Source organism: Gilliamella bombi, from assembly GCF_900103255.1.
GTDB lineage: Bacteria > Pseudomonadota > Gammaproteobacteria > Enterobacterales > Orbaceae > Gilliamella > Gilliamella bombi.
This window is the reverse complement of the sequence record NZ_FMWS01000042.1, coordinates 1-15,761: the sequence shown is the minus strand read 5'-3', so window position 1 is coordinate 15,761 and position 15,761 is coordinate 1. Positions and strand designations below refer to the sequence as shown.

The window sequence follows — 15,761 nt, the reverse complement described above, 5'->3', positions numbered from 1 at the left end:
ATTTTTTTATTTGATGAAGTGAGATAGTTATAAAGCAAATTTAATTGCGTAACTATTTTATGAGGTTAATCAAATGAAAGTATTTTCACTATTATGTATTATATTATCAAGTTTTATTTTTTCGAACATAAGCTTTGCTAATTCGGTTCCAGAAACACCAACTTCCGTTAAACAAGAACAAAAACAAGTTGCTCAAGTAAATATCAATACTGCAACAGCAGAAGAATTATCAAAAGTATTAACTGGGATTGGGGCAAGTAAAGCTCAGAAGATAATAGAATACCGAGAAAAGTTTGGCCCTTTTGTTTCAGTTGAGCAGCTAAAGGAAGTTTCAGGTATTGGACAGGCAACATTGGATAAAAATGCTGGTAAAATAATATTATAATTTATTATCTCCACTAATTAGTATTGGTGGAGATAATATCACTTTAATTATCAATGGGATCGACATCAATACTCCATCTTACTTTTGATGTTTCACTCCATTTTCCTATTACGATTAATAGTTGATCCAAAATTTTCTGTAATTGTTGTCTACTTGTATGTTGAAGTAGTAATTGCCAACGATGATATCCTGCTTTTTTCGGTTGACTTGCAGGCATTGGCCCCAACTGCCATAAAGTATTATTACTATGTTCTTTTAGCCAATCATGCACATGTTGTAAGAATGCTGGAGCGTAATGATTGTTACGATCAGCTGCACGAATTAATGTTTGGTAACTAAACGGAGGTAATTGTGTATGTTGCCGTTCTTGTAACGTTAATTTAGCAAATTTTTCATAACCTTGAGTTAGTAAAATATTGAGTAAAGGGTGATCTGGATGATATGTTTGTAAAATAACTTGCCCAACTTTAGCTTCTCGCCCCGCTCTTCCTGATACTTGAGTATAAATTTGGGCAAATCGTTCAGTTGCCCGAAAATCATTTGAAAATAAAGCACCATCTACATCAACAATTCCAACCAAGGTTACATCTGGAAAATGATGTCCTTTAGCTAAAATTTGTGTACCAACTAGAATGTGTGCACCTCCTTGTTGGATACTTTGTAAATAGTTATCTAATGCACCTTTTTTACTCACTGTGTCTCGATCAATGCGACTAATCTTGATATTAGGAAAAAGGATTTCAAGTTGTTGTTCAAGTTGTTCTGTCCCAAACCCAATTGGCATTAAATGAGTTGATCCACATTTTGGGCATTGTTTAGGAACCATCCTTGGTGTATCACAATAATGACATATAAGTTTGTGTTGTTTTTGATGTAGTGTATAAGGTCTATCACAGCGAGGACATTCAGCAATCCAACCGCAATCATGGCATATTAATAATGGTGAAAAACCTCGGCGATTTAAAAATAGTATTACCTGATTATTATTTGATAAATGTTTTTTTATTTGTTCAATTAATGGTTGAGATAAACCTGCAGTAAGTACTAACCCACGAAGATCCAAAATTGACTGTTTGGCTAGCATTGCATTACCGGCTCTTTCGGTTAATTGTAATAAATGATATTTGTGATTTTGTGCATTATTGAGTGTTTCAAGTGACGGTGTTGCGGAACCTAAAACAATTGGAATATTATTAAATTTTGCTCGGATAATTGCTAGATCTCGGGCATGATAACGCCAACCTTCTTGTTGTTTATAGGAACTATCATGCTCTTCATCAATAATAATCATTCCTAAGTCTTTAAAAGGAGTAAAAAGTGATGAGCGAGTACCAACAACAATAGCATTTTCACCATGTTTACTTCTTAGCCAAACAGTGAGTCTTTGTTTATCCGTTAATCCTGAGTGCAAAATATCAATTGGCCCATTAAAGCGTTTTTTGAAACGTCCAATTGTTTGTGGTGTTAACCCAATTTCTGGAACTAGTACTAATGCTTGCTTACCTGTAGCTAATATATTAGATAGTATATTTAAATATACTTCTGTTTTACCCGAACCAGTCACTCCTTCTAATAAAAATACTTCAAATTGATGATTTTTTTTGTTGATTGTTTCTATAGCATAGGTTTGCTCTTTATTTAGCTGAATTGAACTAGTATTTGTTGAAAAATTGGTTTGCCATTGAATACTATCTGATTGGCAGTTTACTTGTTCTATAAGATTTTTTTTCTGTAATTCTTTATAAATAGTGTTACTTACGTCATTTTCAGAAAGAGTATTATTTCTGAATGATGATAATAATAATTTTTGTTTTGGAGTCCGTGCTAACGATTCTAAATCAATATTTTTACCCAATTGAGTTAATTGCCATTGTTTTATGTCTTCCTTGATTGCTTTTCGCCCTTGTCGTAATAAAACAGGTATAGAATGAAAAAGAACTTCGCCAATAGGATAATGGTAATAACTAGCAGCCCAGTTTAACAACCGCCAAATAGAAGGTGTAAAAACAGGTTCAGTATCAATAACAGTTGTAATCGTTTTTAAGCTTTCAATATCAAATTCGGTTTTTTCGTCAATACTAACAATAATTCCTATTGCGTCACGTTTACCAAAAGGAACTTTAACCCGCATTCCAACTTGAGCTGGTTTAGTTAATTGATAATCAAATATTTGGTAAAGTGGTACAGGTAAGGCTATATGAGCGATAAGCATTAAAAAATCACAGATATTATAATTTATATAAAGCTATATTGTACGCAGTTTTTACATAACCCGCAAAAGTTATAAAAACAATCTAGTTTTTATTCATCTAGATTTATTACATTAATAACCTTAAAAGGATTAGTAGTAACTATTAATAAAATTTGCTATCTTGGTAAAAATTGATAATTAATAAAATAGTAGGGATTAAAGGATGAGTGAATCATTTTCGCACATTAATCAGCGAGGTGAAGCCTGTATGGTTGATGTCTCAGAAAAACTAATAACAACACGCGAAGCAAGAGCTGAGTCATTAGTCTTAATGAATGCTGAAACATTGAAGATGATTATTGAGGGTAAACATCATAAAGGCGATGTTTTTGCAACAGCAAGAATTGCAGGGATTCAAGCTGCTAAAAAGACTTGGGAGCTTATTCCGCTTTGTCATCCACTTTTTTTGAGTAAAATTGAAATTAACATAGAAGTAGATCAAATAAAAAATTGTGTCCGAGTTCAATCGCTTTGTCGATTGAATGGGCAAACAGGTGTTGAAATGGAAGCAATGGTTGCCGCATCTATTGCAGCATTAACCATTTACGACATGTGCAAAGCGGTTCAAAAAGATATGGTGATTTCTCAAGTAAGATTGTTGACGAAAAGTGGTGGTAGGTCAGGGGAGTTTATTGCTCAAAAGGTTTAATAGATAGAAAATGAATAAAGTTATTTTTTTCGCTCAAATTAGAGAATTAGTTGGGACTGAGAGTGTTATGTTAGATGCTAATCAACTTCCAGTTTCCTATCTTATCGATCAGTTAAGTGAACGTGGTGAACAATGGTTTTTGGCATTTAAGGAAAACTCTGTTTTATGCGCTGTAAATCAAACGTTGGTTGATTTTGATTATATTGTGAAAGAAGGCGATGAAATCGCTTTCTTTCCTCCTGTAACAGGTGGATAATATTATGGATCTTATCAAGGTTAGTGAGCAGCCGATTGATATTAATAAGTTAAACGATTGGCTTTCACAATTACCACAAGATGGTGCTGTTGTCTCTTTTATGGGCAAAGTTCGTAGTAATGAAAAACAAACGATAAGCTTATTTTTAGAACATTATGCAAGAATGACAGAGAAAGTCTTGGCTAATATCATAGCCCAAGCTAGAGAGCGGTGGCAATTAAGTCGAGTTGCGGTAATTCATCGAGTAGGTGAAATTAGCGCAAACGAAAAGATTGTTTTTGTGGGAGCAAGTAGCGCACATCGTTCAGATGCGTTTGCAGCAGTAGAGTTCATTATGGATGTATTAAAGAACGAAGCACCTTTTTGGAAAAAAGAACGAACGCCCGAAGGTGAAACTTGGGTTGAAGCAAAAAAAACAGATAAAGAAGCATTGAGAAAATGGTATTAGTATTTATTTAGTATATAATGATATTAAGTTATGTCATTCTTTTTTAACGAGAGGTAATTAATGAGAAATTATTCACCTAATGGTTCGATTATTGAACAATCTAGTAATCGCGTGCAAACATACATGAGTCATGTTTATGGTTGGATGACCGTCGGATTACTATTAACAGCTCTGGTTGCTTGGTTTGCATCCAATAACTATGAGCTTTTGAACGTTTTATATCAAGGTATGTGGGTATTGCTTATTGCTGAATTTGCTTTAGTTATTGCCATTTCTGCATTGATTAATCGCCTTTCTGGAGCTGTTGCGACAACATTATTCATGCTTTATTCGGTTTTAAATGGTTGCACATTTTCGATTTATTTTATTGTTTATACTTCATCATCAATAGCAAGTGTATTTTTTATTACTGCTGGAATGTTTGCAGCTTTGGCTCTTTATGGTTATACCACTAAACGTGATTTGTCTGGTTTTGGACGCTTTTTATTTATGGGATTAGTAGGTGTTGTAATTGCTTCGCTCGTTAATATCTTCATGCAAAGCCAGCCATTAATGTGGGCTATTACGTATATTGGTGTATTTGTTTTTGCTGGATTAACAGCTTATGATACACAAAAACTGAAAGAGTTAGGCGATCAATTATCGCAAGATGATCCTAATATGTTTAGGCGATTTGTTATTTTAGGTGCACTAACCCTTTATCTTGATTTTATTAACTTATTCATTATGTTGTTAAGAATTTTTGCAGATCGTCGATAATTGTATTTCATTCAACTAAAAGGGCTCTAAATTGAGCCTTTTTTGTTAAAATTTTATTAGAATCGTATTTTTTTAGTGCTAGTTTGTTAAAAAGTTTCAGGAAAGACTATGTTTCAATATAAAATACAGTAAAATTCTTATTATAATGAATTAATAACTTACTTAACACTATGAAAAAATTATACTATTTTGCCTTAATTAATCTATTTATTTCATCAATACTATCAATTCGTTTTTTTCTTGTCCCTGAGGCATCATTTAATTGGCCGAGTGTGGCATTTTCAATATTTGCTGTATTGGGGCATTTTTTCTCGGCTTATTTATTACTTTTGGTTGTTTGTATACCTCTTTTATGGTTTAAACAAGTTATTCGCAATATTATTTTAGCTGCAATATTTAGCTTTATTCAAATTGGATTATATATCGATACTATTGTATTTCAACAGTATCGATTTCACGTAAATCAATCTGTCTTATCCATGGTTTTGTCTGGACAGGTTGTCGATTTTTCGATAATTACCTATTTTTTAATGTTTACGCTTATTGTTGTTGTATTTTGCACCGAGTATTTTATTCTTTACTTGCTCAATAACAAATTAACTTCATTGCATAAAAATTCAAGAATTGTTTTATTATCAACAATATTTCTTTTTAGTTCATTTTTAATTAGTCATGTTGTGCACATGATTGCATTTTATTATGCTTATTCGCCTATTATGGTAGTGAAAGAATATATTCCACTTTATCGACCATTTACGTCGAAAAAAATCATGAATTTTTTTGACGAAAAAGGGCAACGAAAAGTCGTGTATAACAAAGATAATAGTAATGCTAGTGTTGATTACCCGAAAAATCCTTTGGTGATTAATCCAGAAAATAAAAAAACTAAAAATATTATGTTTATTGTTTTGGATTCTTGGCGATATGATACGTTTAGTGAAGAAATTTCGCCTAATACATTTCGTTTTGTTAAGCAGAATAATGGGGTCATTTTTGATAACCATTATTCAACTGGTAATGCAACACGTACAGGTATTTTTGGTTTGTTTTATGGTATTCCTGGTACTTATTGGGATTCATTTTTACGAAATAGTGTTCCTTCACTCTTTATCACAACACTACAGAAAGAAAACTATAATATTGGGATTTTTACGTCAGCTAAAGTGACTGCTCCAGAATTTGATCGAACAGCCTTTGTTACCATTAAAAATTTAAGAATTAGTAGTAAAGATGGTTCGGCATCTAATCGAGATAAACAAATTACTGATGATTGGCTTGCATGGTATAAACTACGAGATACATCTAGACCGACATTTTCTTTTTTATTTTATGATGCTCCTCATGCTTATGACTTTCCTGACGATTTTTCGGTGAAATTCAAACCTATTGGTGATCTTAATTATATGACATTGAGTAATGACACCGATCCTTTGCCTATTTTTAATCGTTACAAGCAAAGTGTTTATTATGATGATTATTTACTACAAAATATTTATGATGAGCTTGTAGAATCAGGTTCGTTAGATAATACAATATTGATTATTACAGGTGATCATGCTCAAGAGATGAATGATAATAAATTAGGATTTTGGGGGCATAATGGTAATTACACAGATGCACAAACAAAGGTGCCTTTTATTATTATTGGTGGTAAAGAATTAGAGAGCCTAAAAAATAATAGTGCCAAAATAACAAGCCATGAAGATGTCGTTCCTACCTTAATGAAACATTATTTATATGTGAAAAATGATATAAGTGATTATTCGACAGGTTATGATTTATTTAATCCTATAACTGACCGTAACTGGCTTTTGATGTCTAATTATAGTTCTTATGCGGTGAGAACATCTGATAATATTTATCTTGTTAATCGATTAGGTATTAGTCATTATATGGATTTACATAATCGTGAAGTTGATGAAGTGCCAAATTATCAATATATTCAAGAAGCAATGAATCATATGCGTTATTTTTCTCAATCAGGAAAAAATAGCTTAATAAATAAAAACAATTAATTATTAATATTAAGTTGATAATACGGTTAAATTATATAAAGCAATTTCAGGTGAAACATCTTATGATGTTTTTAGAGGATTATTTCAATCATGAAGTGTGAATAGCTCAATTCTTTTTTACAAATAATTGATAAAAATTTGGATATATAATTGATTTTATTGTTTTCATTTGTGTTAATAAAGATCCTATATATCAATAAAACAGAGATCACATTAATGTTGTTTTTGGCGTACTTTTGTTTAGCATATGATATATTAAAAACTCTTTATGATTTGCTTTTAGAATAACGACATAGAGCAAATTAACACTTATGACAATAAAGTAACAATAATTGCCTTGATACCACTAAAACCGATGTAAAGGCCCTTTTATAATTTCATTAATTTGCATTATAAAAATACCTTGTTAAAATAAACCCGAAGCAAATTAAAGCATTATTCAAAAACGATATAATATTATTATTTTTAATTTATAAAAATATGGCTGGTTTGTATGATTCTGGAATTTAAAAATTATAAAAATGATCTCTTAAATCAAAGTACAATAAAAGATAAATATTAAGAATGGGTTTTATGGCTAATTTTCTAAAAAAAACATTTGGGGCATTAACTCTAGGTTATTTGATACGACAATATCTATTTTGTTTAATATTTGTTGTACCGCTTTTTTGTTTAATCATATTTAAGTTTAAAAATCCTGAAAGTATATATTTAGGTGTATGTATTTTAATACAATGGGGATTATATCCATATTCTAGATTTGTTTATGAAGGTGTTGTGAATTACATAGTTGGGGATAATTTATTTATTGTACGAACAGAATTGTTCTTAATAGTAAAAATATGGACAATGGCGCTGTGTTTTGGTTTTGCTTGGTTACTTGCTCCACTAGGTTTATTATATTTATATTTTCGATCGCCTTAGTTAGATGGATTTACCTTGCTATGCATTATTAAAAATATAAGTAATATAGCAATGATAATTCTGATACTTACTTTATATTGGGCTTTCTTTTTTATCCAAGCATGACTACTCACTAAAATTAGACGTACTTTTTTATAGTATTGCTGTATTAAAAGGTTATATTATGAATTGTTATAAGTTAGCAAGATAAAGCAGATTAACACTTGTAATAACCAAGTAAAAAACTACCAAACTATTACTAGCATAAAACACAATGCTACCAAGAGAGATTTATGAATCAACAAAATACCAATAATTGCCTTGATACGACTCAAACCGATGTAAAACGCTCTTTTATAATTTCAATTATGCATAAATTAGTTCCTTTTTCGATGATTTGGGTAAGTTTAGTTTTAATGTATGGCGTAATATGTATGTACACTAACACTGTTGGACAAGATGAGTTTTACCGTTTTATCTTCTTTTTGCGTAGCCCTTTTATTGTGGTGCTTAATTGTATTGCATTATTTATTAGTGTTTACCATTCAATAATTTGGTTTAATTTAATACCCAAAGCTTTACCTTGCACAATATTTAATAAAAAATCTGACGCATTATTACTGATTGCGGGACTGTGGATGGTGATGCTAACTGTTTCGATTTTTTTATTTTTATTTGTATTGAGGTGAGTGGTATTGAATTAATGAAAAATCAACAAATTCAAGTTAAAAATACTGATGGAAAAGTCATAAAAGGATTATTTGCTTTAGGCGGTACATGGGCTGCAATTTTTTTACCAGTTGTGCTTGTCATTTTGGCATTTATTATTCCTTTTGGCGATGCAATAACACGTTCTTATATTCTTAAAATAGCCAATAAAGAAATTGGTAAAGTTTTTTTATTTTTGATGATTTCATTACCTATCTGGTGTGGATTACAACAAATTTTATCCATTTTACACGAGCGTAAAATCTATCCTAAACGTGAAAAATTACTGACGTTTGGATTAGCATTAGCATGGACATTACATGCTATTTATATATTGTTTATTCGAATGTAAGAGATATTTTTTTGAATTGTAAGAACAACGGCAAAAATACACAAAACGTTATCAATCAAATCACGTTTTGTGTATTTTAAAGACTAATAATAAGTAAGTTCGCGGGTAATAGTTGTCTGTTTACCACCGTTATTATTTTTAATTTTAATTGCTGTTAGCCAATCGTTTTTTTCATTAAAGGTTGAAAAATTAGTTACATAATGAGCCGCTTCTTTGCCTGATGACAAATAAGTAGCTTCAATGGTTGTTAATCGATGATGACCATTATCATATTGATACGAAAAATCACTCTCATTTTTCATATTATTACTAAATTGATACAACACTTTGGCTAGCTGTTGCTCTTGATATCCAAATGTATAAATTGAACCCCCTTTTTGTTCTTTACCTGTATAGTTACCATTCTCATCAGTTTCTTTAAGCTGCCATTGTACATTTTTATTGATAAGACAATTATTATTGTCGTATACATAATTATCTGTTTCAAAAAAGACAAAATCGGTCGCTTTTTTAGTTTGCTGTGATACGACAATTTTGCCTTGTTCATCGGTATTAAATTGGATAATGCTGTTAGTTTTATCTTCTACATCTTCAATGATATTTTCCCAACCAGATTTATTTTTTTGTAGGTGTTCCGAGTAAATACGGGTATTTTTATCTGAATAAAGATCATAATGGCTTTGTGTGATAAGTCCGTTAGAAGCATATTCTAGTTCGTGCTTAGCTGTAGAGCTGTTAGCATCCGCTCCCAATTTGGTAGTTGAAGTCCGAATCTCTTGTTTAATATTTCTTACTGGTGAGTCAATATAATCGAGGATTTGAAAGATATAGTTATTTGCCTCAACTATATTCTGAATAGGATTATCACTACAGGTTATCGCCATGGCATTTATTGGAATTATTGATAAGCAAGGGGTTAATAAAAAAGGTAGTATTCGTTTTTGCATAATAAACCTGCTAAATAGATTGGTATATTGACTTATTAACAATGGTTTTATTATAAACCATTGTTAAATTATTGCGTTGCATATTTATTTTCTACGCATTAACAAGGCATCTTCCCAACTGACCTCTCTATCTTTTTTCTTATCTCGCTGTAGATCTTGTTGAGATTCATCCTTATGAGTAAATTGCTCTGTTTTATCAATTTTATCTTTATGTATCATAGTGTTACTTTTCTTTCGAGGTGGCTTATCTAAAAATGAAAGTAATGCTTTTGTATATTCATCTTCAGGAGAATAGAAGATCTTCTCACGTGAGCCTTGCTCAATAATACTACCATCTTTCATAACAACCACTTGGTGACACATAGTGTAAACCAACGCTAAATCATGGCTAATAAACAAATAACTAAGCTGATGCTTTTCTTGCAATGATTTCAGTAAATTAATAATTTGTTTTTGAATAGTATGATCCAACGATGAAGTAGGTTCGTCTAAAATCAATAATTCAGGCTGTAAAATTAAAGCTCTAGCAATAGCTATTCGTTGACGTTGCCCTCCAGAAAACTCGGTCGGATAGCGATAACGCATATCTGGATCAAGCCCAACTTCTTGCATAATATCGATTACTGCTTGTTCACGCTGAACTTTGTTTAATTTTTTATGAGTCATTAATCCTTCACTAATAATTTGCTCAACATTGAGGCGAGGATTAAGCGAAGAGAACGGATCTTGAAATACTACTTGGATACGGCTTCGAAATGGTAATAATTTTTTACCAGTCAAATTTTGTATCGGATGGCTGTCAAATACAATTTTGCCCTGTGATTTAATCAATCGTAAAATAGCTAGTGTTGTAGTGCTTTTACCCGATCCTGACTCACCTACAATGCCAACCGTTTCACCTTGGTGTACAGCAAACCCAATATTGTTGATAATTTTCTTCTTTTGGCTGCTAAATAAACGTTTTTTGGTAATGACTTCAACATTAAGGTGATTAACATTAAGTAATATTCCAGGTGAATCGGGCAATGGTACAGGTTCACCTTTTGGCTCTGAATTCAATAGTGTTTGAGTATATTCATGCTGTGGACGTAAAAAGACACGCTGTTTATTATTGTATTCAATAATTTGGCCCTGTTGCATAACAGCCACTTTATCAGCAAGCTTTTTAACAATACCAAGGTTATGCGAAATAAAAAGCATACTCATATTGAGTTCTTTCTTTAACTCTTTTAGTAACTGAATAATTTGTGCCTGTACAGATACATCTAGTGCTGTTGTCGGTTCGTCAGCAATAAGTAACTTTGGATGCGTTAATATTGCCATAGCAATCATTACTCGCTGCCTTTCGCCACCAGATAGTTGATGAGGATAAGCTGATAATTTACTTTTTGGTTCCTTAATGCCTACACGATCAAGGTATTGTAAAATTTCGCCACGAGCTTGATTACGCTTCATTCCTCGATGTAACGCCAGCACTTCATAAAGTTGCTTTTCAACTGTATGTAGAGGATTTAATGACACCATCGGTTCTTGGAAGATCATGCTAATTTCATTGCCACGAACTTTACGAAGTTCTTTATCTGGCGCATGTAATAATGATTTTCCTTCAAACAAAATATCACCAGTAGGGTATACCACTTGTTCTTTACGTAGTAGTCGTAAAATTGATAATGCGGTAATGCTTTTCCCTGAGCCTGACTCTCCCACTAAAGCAAGTGTTTCTTGCTCATTAATATCAAAACTAACATTACTTACTACTTGCGATAGTAAATGCGTACCACGTTTAAATGCAACACTTAAATCCTGAACGGATAATAAAGGAGAACTCATTAATACACTCCTTTGTTTGGATCAAATGCATCTCTTACTGCTTCACCAATAAAAATAAGCAGTGACAGTAAAGTTGCAATAACTAAAAATGAACTGATGCCAAGCCAAGGAGCTTGTAGATTGTTTTTACCTTGTAGTAATAATCGTCCTAGTGATGGCGAATCAATCGGTAAACCAAAACCTAAAAAATCTAGCGCTGTTAGTGTTGTTATCGAGCCACAAAGTATAAAAGGTAAAAAGGTTAATGTTGCCACCATGGCATTAGGCAAGATATGACGAAACATAATTTTAGTATCACTAACTCCCATTGCTTTAGCTGCACGAATATAATCAAAATTGCGAGTACGCAAAAATTCAGTACGCACAACACCTACTAAAGCCATCCAACCAAATAATACGGTAATACCTAATAACCACCAAAAATTAAGCGGTAAAATACTGGCTAACAGAATAATAACAAATAGCTCTGGTAACCCACTCCATATTTCTATGAAACGTTGACCGATTAGATCAATTTTACCTCCATAATAGCCTTGTATAGCCCCAAAAATGACACCAATAATTGAAGTGAAAATCGTCAAGAAAATCGCAAAAAACATAGATATGCGAAAACCGTATAAAATATTGGCTAATACATCGAAACCTGCATCGGTGGTGCCTAACCAATGTGATGCCGAAGGCGGCGTTGGAAACGTGTTTGATGTATCATAAATTAATGTATTGTAGCTATAACGAAATGGCGCCCATAAAATCCAGCCATTAGCTTCTATTTTATTTTGTACAGCAGGATCAAGAAAGTTGGTTTGCGTGGCTAATTGTCCACCAAATTCCGTTTCTGGATAAAAATGAAAAATCGGCGAATAGTAATTATCCTTATATTTAATAAAAATTGGTCTATCGTTAACAATAAAATCAGCAAATAAGCTAATCACAAAACAGATCATAAATAACCAAAGTGAATAATAACCACGACGATTCTGTTTAAATCGTTGCCAACGCTGTTGATTAATAGAGTAATGGGTGGTCATTAGTTGCGAGCCTCAAAGTCAATACGTGGGTCAATCATCATATAAGATAAATCAGATAATAATTTAGTAATAAGGCTGATTAATGTAAAAATATACAATGAACCAAAAATCACTGGGTAATCACGTTGTATAATTGCCTCATATCCCAATAGCCCAAGTCCATTAAGCGAAAAGATAATTTCAATCAATAATGAACCAGTAAATAAAATACCAACAAAAGCTGCAGGAAAGCCCGATACAATCAGTAATGTTGCATTGCGAAAAACATGTTTATATAAAATTTTTCTTTCACTTAATCCTTTAGCACGTGCGGTTATTACATATTGTTTGCGGATTTCATCTAAAAATGAATTTTTAGTTAGCATGGTGAGTGATGCAAAACCGCCAATGACCATTGCAATAGTGGGTAAACAGATATGCCATGCGTAGTCTTTTATTTTGCCCCAAAAATCGAGTTGATCAAAATGGTTCGATATTAGCCCACGTAGAGGAAAAATATCCCAATAACTACCGCCAGCAAATAATACAATAAATAAAACTGCCAATAAAAAAGCAGGTATCGCATAGCCAATAATAATTAAGGTACTTGACCAAAAATCAAATGCAGAGCCATCCTTCACTGCTTTGCGAATGCCTAACGGGATTGAAATTAGATAAACAATCAAAGTACTCCATAATCCTAATGAAATTGAAACAGGTAAACTTTTGGCAATTAAACCTAGTACCGATTCACTTTTAAAAAAACTATTACCAAAATCAAATAATATATATTTCTTTAGTGTTTCGATATAACGTTCAAATATCGGTTTATCAAAGCCGTACTGCTTTTCTATCATTGCGACAACTTGGGGATCAAGACCGCGTGAACCGCGATAATTTGATTCATTTTTATATTGCTGCACTGGCGTAGATGAGCCACCACTCCCAGGCAATAGCCCTTGCCCTGCTTGCGGTCCGTTTTCAATCATAGCAAGCGCCTGATCAACGGGTCCACCTGGCGCAACTTGTACAATAAAAAAGTTGATAGTTAAAATCACAAACAATGTTGGAATAATCAGCAACAGTCGACGAATAAGGTAATTGATCATATTAATGTTTCCGATTTTTAGGTAGGCTAGCTGCTTTGTTTGCATCATACCACCAACTATCAACTCCGATTGCATAAGTAGGTTGTATAGCTGGTTGCCCAAATTTATTCCAGTATGCATAATACGTTTTACTGTTATACCACATTGGAATCATTGGATATTCTTGCGTTAAAATCCGATCAAGCGCTCGTCCTAGCGGGACTAACTCTTCTTGATTATCCACATGTTTGGTGATTTCAGCAATAATGGCATCAATAGCCTTATTATGCAAACCCGAAGCATTCCATGATGAGTTAAGATACTCGCTTCCCCAAAGCACTAGCAAATTAGAGCTTGGGTAATTTACGGCATAATAATCACGTGCAACCATATCATAATCACGTTCACGAACACGTCGTAATTGTTGTGCTGAATCTAGCAAGGTAATATTCATGGTGATCCCCAAACGTGCTAAATTTTGTTGAAAGGGAATGGCATATTTAATATCACTACCGAGGTAACTGATCAGTTCAAATTCAAATGGTTGCTGTGTTTTAGTGTTAATCAGCTTACCGTCTTTAACTTCCCAGCCCGCTTGTTTTAATAATTCTGCTGCCTTTAATAAATTATCACGATTAAAGCCCTGACCATCACTTTTTGGCACATAATAGGCATTGCCGAAAGCACGCTTTGGAATAATATCTTTATAAGCATTAAGCCATTTTAATTCTTGCTCACTAGGTGTGCCGATTGCGGCATAAATGGTATTTTCAAAAAAACTATAAGGTCTTTTGTAACTGTCATAATAAAAGGCATGATTTAGCCATTCAAAATCAAATGCCAAGGTAATGGCTTCACGAACTTTAATATCTTTGAATAGATCTTTTTGTAAATTAAACGCAAGCCATCTAGTGTCGGTAGCTGTTTGAACTGGTTTTTCTTGTTTAATAATATGGTTAGAATCAAAATATCTACCTTGATATTGAGTAAACCAGTTTTTAGGTTGATCTTCAGCACGCAAATCATATTCGCCAGCTTTAAAGGCTTCTAGCGAAACGTTATCATCCATATAATAATCAATACGTTTTTCGTCAAAATTATCTAAGCCTTTATTAATAGGTAAATTACGTGCCCAATAATTCGGATTACGTCGATAAACAACATATTGCCCTAATTTATATTCGCTAATGTAGTATGGACCACTACCAACTGGTGGTGTAGTTAGTGGTTCAGAAAGATCATGATCTTTCCAAAAATGTTTCGGTATAACTCGCATACTACCAACGAATGAAAAGAGTTTTTCCCGATCGGAATCGGGAATATCAACACGCACATGGTGATCATCTATTGCCTTAACTGTAATGCCTTTATTATAAACACGATACGGAGGCACGCCTTCGGTCATAAATTTGTGAAAGGTAAACTCAACATCATGGGCAGTTATTGGTTTCTCATCTTGAAAACGAGCGTTGGAATTAATAGTAACCTCAGCCCAACGATAACTATCAGAATAAGTTATTGATGTCGCAATAAGTGGATAAAAACTAGTAATATCATCAGCCGTATTGGTAAAAAGCGTGTCATATAACGCTCCCGAATTTCGCTCAGGTGCTCCACGGCTAGCATAGCGATTCAAATTATCAAAAGAGCCAACTTCAGCCAGTTTAATTACTCCACCTTTAGGTGCATTAGGATTTACATAATCAACATGTTGAAAGTCAACATGATACTTTGGTTGACCTGAAAGTGAAAAGATGGTTTTGTGGTAAATTACCTCACGTTTTTCAGTAGGAATAACGATATCAATTTGTTTATCCTGAGATGATTGAACAGGAATATTAACATCGATTTCTTCCTCAGTTTGAGGTGAAATTGTTTGCGGTAAAATTTGTTGTTCTTCATCGGCAAAAGCAGGTGCAGAACAAATGGCTATACCACTTAGGCAACTCAAGATGAATAATATTTTTGTAGGTTGTTTAATTCGACTAATCATCCTAATTCCGTTCCTGCTTTTATTTAACAATAACATGTTTATATTACTTTTTATTTATTATTAACAAATTCAAATCATTTAAGACAATCATCATCGCCTAGCTAGGGTGTCTATTTTGCCAAACTTCAACTAAATGAGCAAAAACTAATTAGGGGCTGTTGATCTTTGCT

Annotated in this window: 14 protein-coding genes and 1 pseudogene; 9 read left to right on the top strand and 6 right to left on the bottom strand. The window is 32.8% G+C overall.

What is annotated here, in order from left to right; all coding sequences use genetic code 11:
* Window positions 1–73: 73 nt before the first annotated feature.
* The gene (locus tag B9N71_RS08515) at window positions 74–385 is read left to right on the top strand and encodes a ComEA family DNA-binding protein (protein ID WP_065590344.1); all 312 of its coding nucleotides are present in this window, start codon (window positions 74–76) and stop codon (window positions 383–385) included.
* Between the two features lie 43 nt (window positions 386–428).
* On the opposite strand, the gene priA is transcribed toward B9N71_RS08515, so the two are convergent.
* Window positions 429–2,597 carry a primosomal protein N' gene (gene priA / locus B9N71_RS08510; RefSeq protein WP_085165524.1) on the bottom strand — a complete coding sequence of 723 codons (2,169 nt, stop codon included), beginning with the start codon at window positions 2,595–2,597 and terminating at the stop codon, window positions 429–431.
* A 202-nt stretch (window positions 2,598–2,799) separates the two neighbouring features.
* Here priA and moaC point away from each other — a divergent pair, with 202 nt between their 5' ends.
* The 8 genes from moaC to frdD all read left to right on the top strand — a co-directional run bounded on the left by moaC (window position 2,800) and on the right by frdD (window position 8,726).
* The gene (moaC, locus tag B9N71_RS08505) at window positions 2,800–3,285 is read left to right on the top strand and encodes a cyclic pyranopterin monophosphate synthase MoaC (protein WP_065590346.1); all 486 of its coding nucleotides are present in this window, start codon (window positions 2,800–2,802) and stop codon (window positions 3,283–3,285) included.
* Between the two features lie 10 nt (window positions 3,286–3,295).
* Window positions 3,296–3,541 (top strand): molybdopterin synthase sulfur carrier subunit, encoded by a 246-nt coding sequence (moaD, locus tag B9N71_RS08500; RefSeq protein ID WP_065590347.1) that lies wholly within the window; start codon window positions 3,296–3,298, stop codon window positions 3,539–3,541.
* A gap of 4 nt (window positions 3,542–3,545) precedes the next feature.
* The gene (gene moaE, locus B9N71_RS08495) at window positions 3,546–3,989 is read left to right on the top strand and encodes a molybdopterin synthase catalytic subunit MoaE (protein WP_143422094.1); all 444 of its coding nucleotides are present in this window, start codon (window positions 3,546–3,548) and stop codon (window positions 3,987–3,989) included.
* Between the two features lie 60 nt (window positions 3,990–4,049).
* Window positions 4,050–4,748 (top strand): Bax inhibitor-1/YccA family protein, encoded by a 699-nt coding sequence (locus tag B9N71_RS08490; RefSeq protein WP_085165522.1) that lies wholly within the window; start codon window positions 4,050–4,052, stop codon window positions 4,746–4,748.
* Window positions 4,749–4,918: 170 nt separating this feature from the next.
* Window positions 4,919–6,763, top strand: a complete 1,845-nt coding sequence (locus B9N71_RS08485; protein ID WP_085165520.1) for a sulfatase-like hydrolase/transferase — start codon at window positions 4,919–4,921, stop codon at window positions 6,761–6,763.
* A 573-nt stretch (window positions 6,764–7,336) separates the two neighbouring features.
* Window positions 7,337–7,687: a hypothetical protein gene (locus B9N71_RS08480; protein ID WP_065590373.1), complete on the top strand. Its 351-nt coding sequence runs from the start codon at window positions 7,337–7,339 to the stop codon at window positions 7,685–7,687.
* Between the two features lie 272 nt (window positions 7,688–7,959).
* A complete protein-coding gene (locus B9N71_RS08475) occupies window positions 7,960–8,355 on the top strand; it encodes a succinate dehydrogenase/fumarate reductase transmembrane subunit (protein ID WP_085165518.1) in 396 nt (131 codons plus the stop codon).
* Window positions 8,356–8,369: 14 nt separating this feature from the next.
* Window positions 8,370–8,726, top strand: a complete 357-nt coding sequence (frdD, locus tag B9N71_RS08470; RefSeq protein ID WP_065560802.1) for a fumarate reductase subunit FrdD — start codon at window positions 8,370–8,372, stop codon at window positions 8,724–8,726.
* 83 nt (window positions 8,727–8,809) lie between these two features.
* Here frdD and B9N71_RS08465 read toward each other — a convergent pair whose 3' ends face one another.
* The 5 genes and pseudogenes from B9N71_RS08465 to B9N71_RS08445 form a co-directional block, all read right to left on the bottom strand.
* Window positions 8,810–9,673 (bottom strand): hypothetical protein, encoded by an 864-nt coding sequence (locus B9N71_RS08465; protein ID WP_085165516.1) that lies wholly within the window; start codon window positions 9,671–9,673, stop codon window positions 8,810–8,812.
* 246 nt (window positions 9,674–9,919) lie between these two features.
* Window positions 9,920–11,503, bottom strand: a pseudogene (yejF, locus tag B9N71_RS08460) (microcin C ABC transporter ATP-binding protein YejF); the annotation flags it as partial.
* Window positions 11,503–12,531, bottom strand: a complete 1,029-nt coding sequence (locus B9N71_RS08455; protein ID WP_085165512.1) for an ABC transporter permease — start codon at window positions 12,529–12,531, stop codon at window positions 11,503–11,505. The gene B9N71_RS08455 and the pseudogene yejF, both read right to left, overlap by 1 nt.
* On the bottom strand, window positions 12,531–13,619 hold the full coding sequence (locus tag B9N71_RS08450) for a microcin C ABC transporter permease YejB (RefSeq protein ID WP_034910220.1): 1,089 nt from the start codon (window positions 13,617–13,619) through the stop codon (window positions 12,531–12,533). Before B9N71_RS08450 ends, B9N71_RS08455 begins: the two co-directional genes overlap by 1 nt.
* 1 nt (window position 13,620) lies before the next feature.
* Window positions 13,621–15,591: an extracellular solute-binding protein gene (locus B9N71_RS08445; RefSeq protein WP_085165510.1), complete on the bottom strand. Its 1,971-nt coding sequence runs from the start codon at window positions 15,589–15,591 to the stop codon at window positions 13,621–13,623.
* Window positions 15,592–15,761 lie beyond the last annotated feature (170 nt).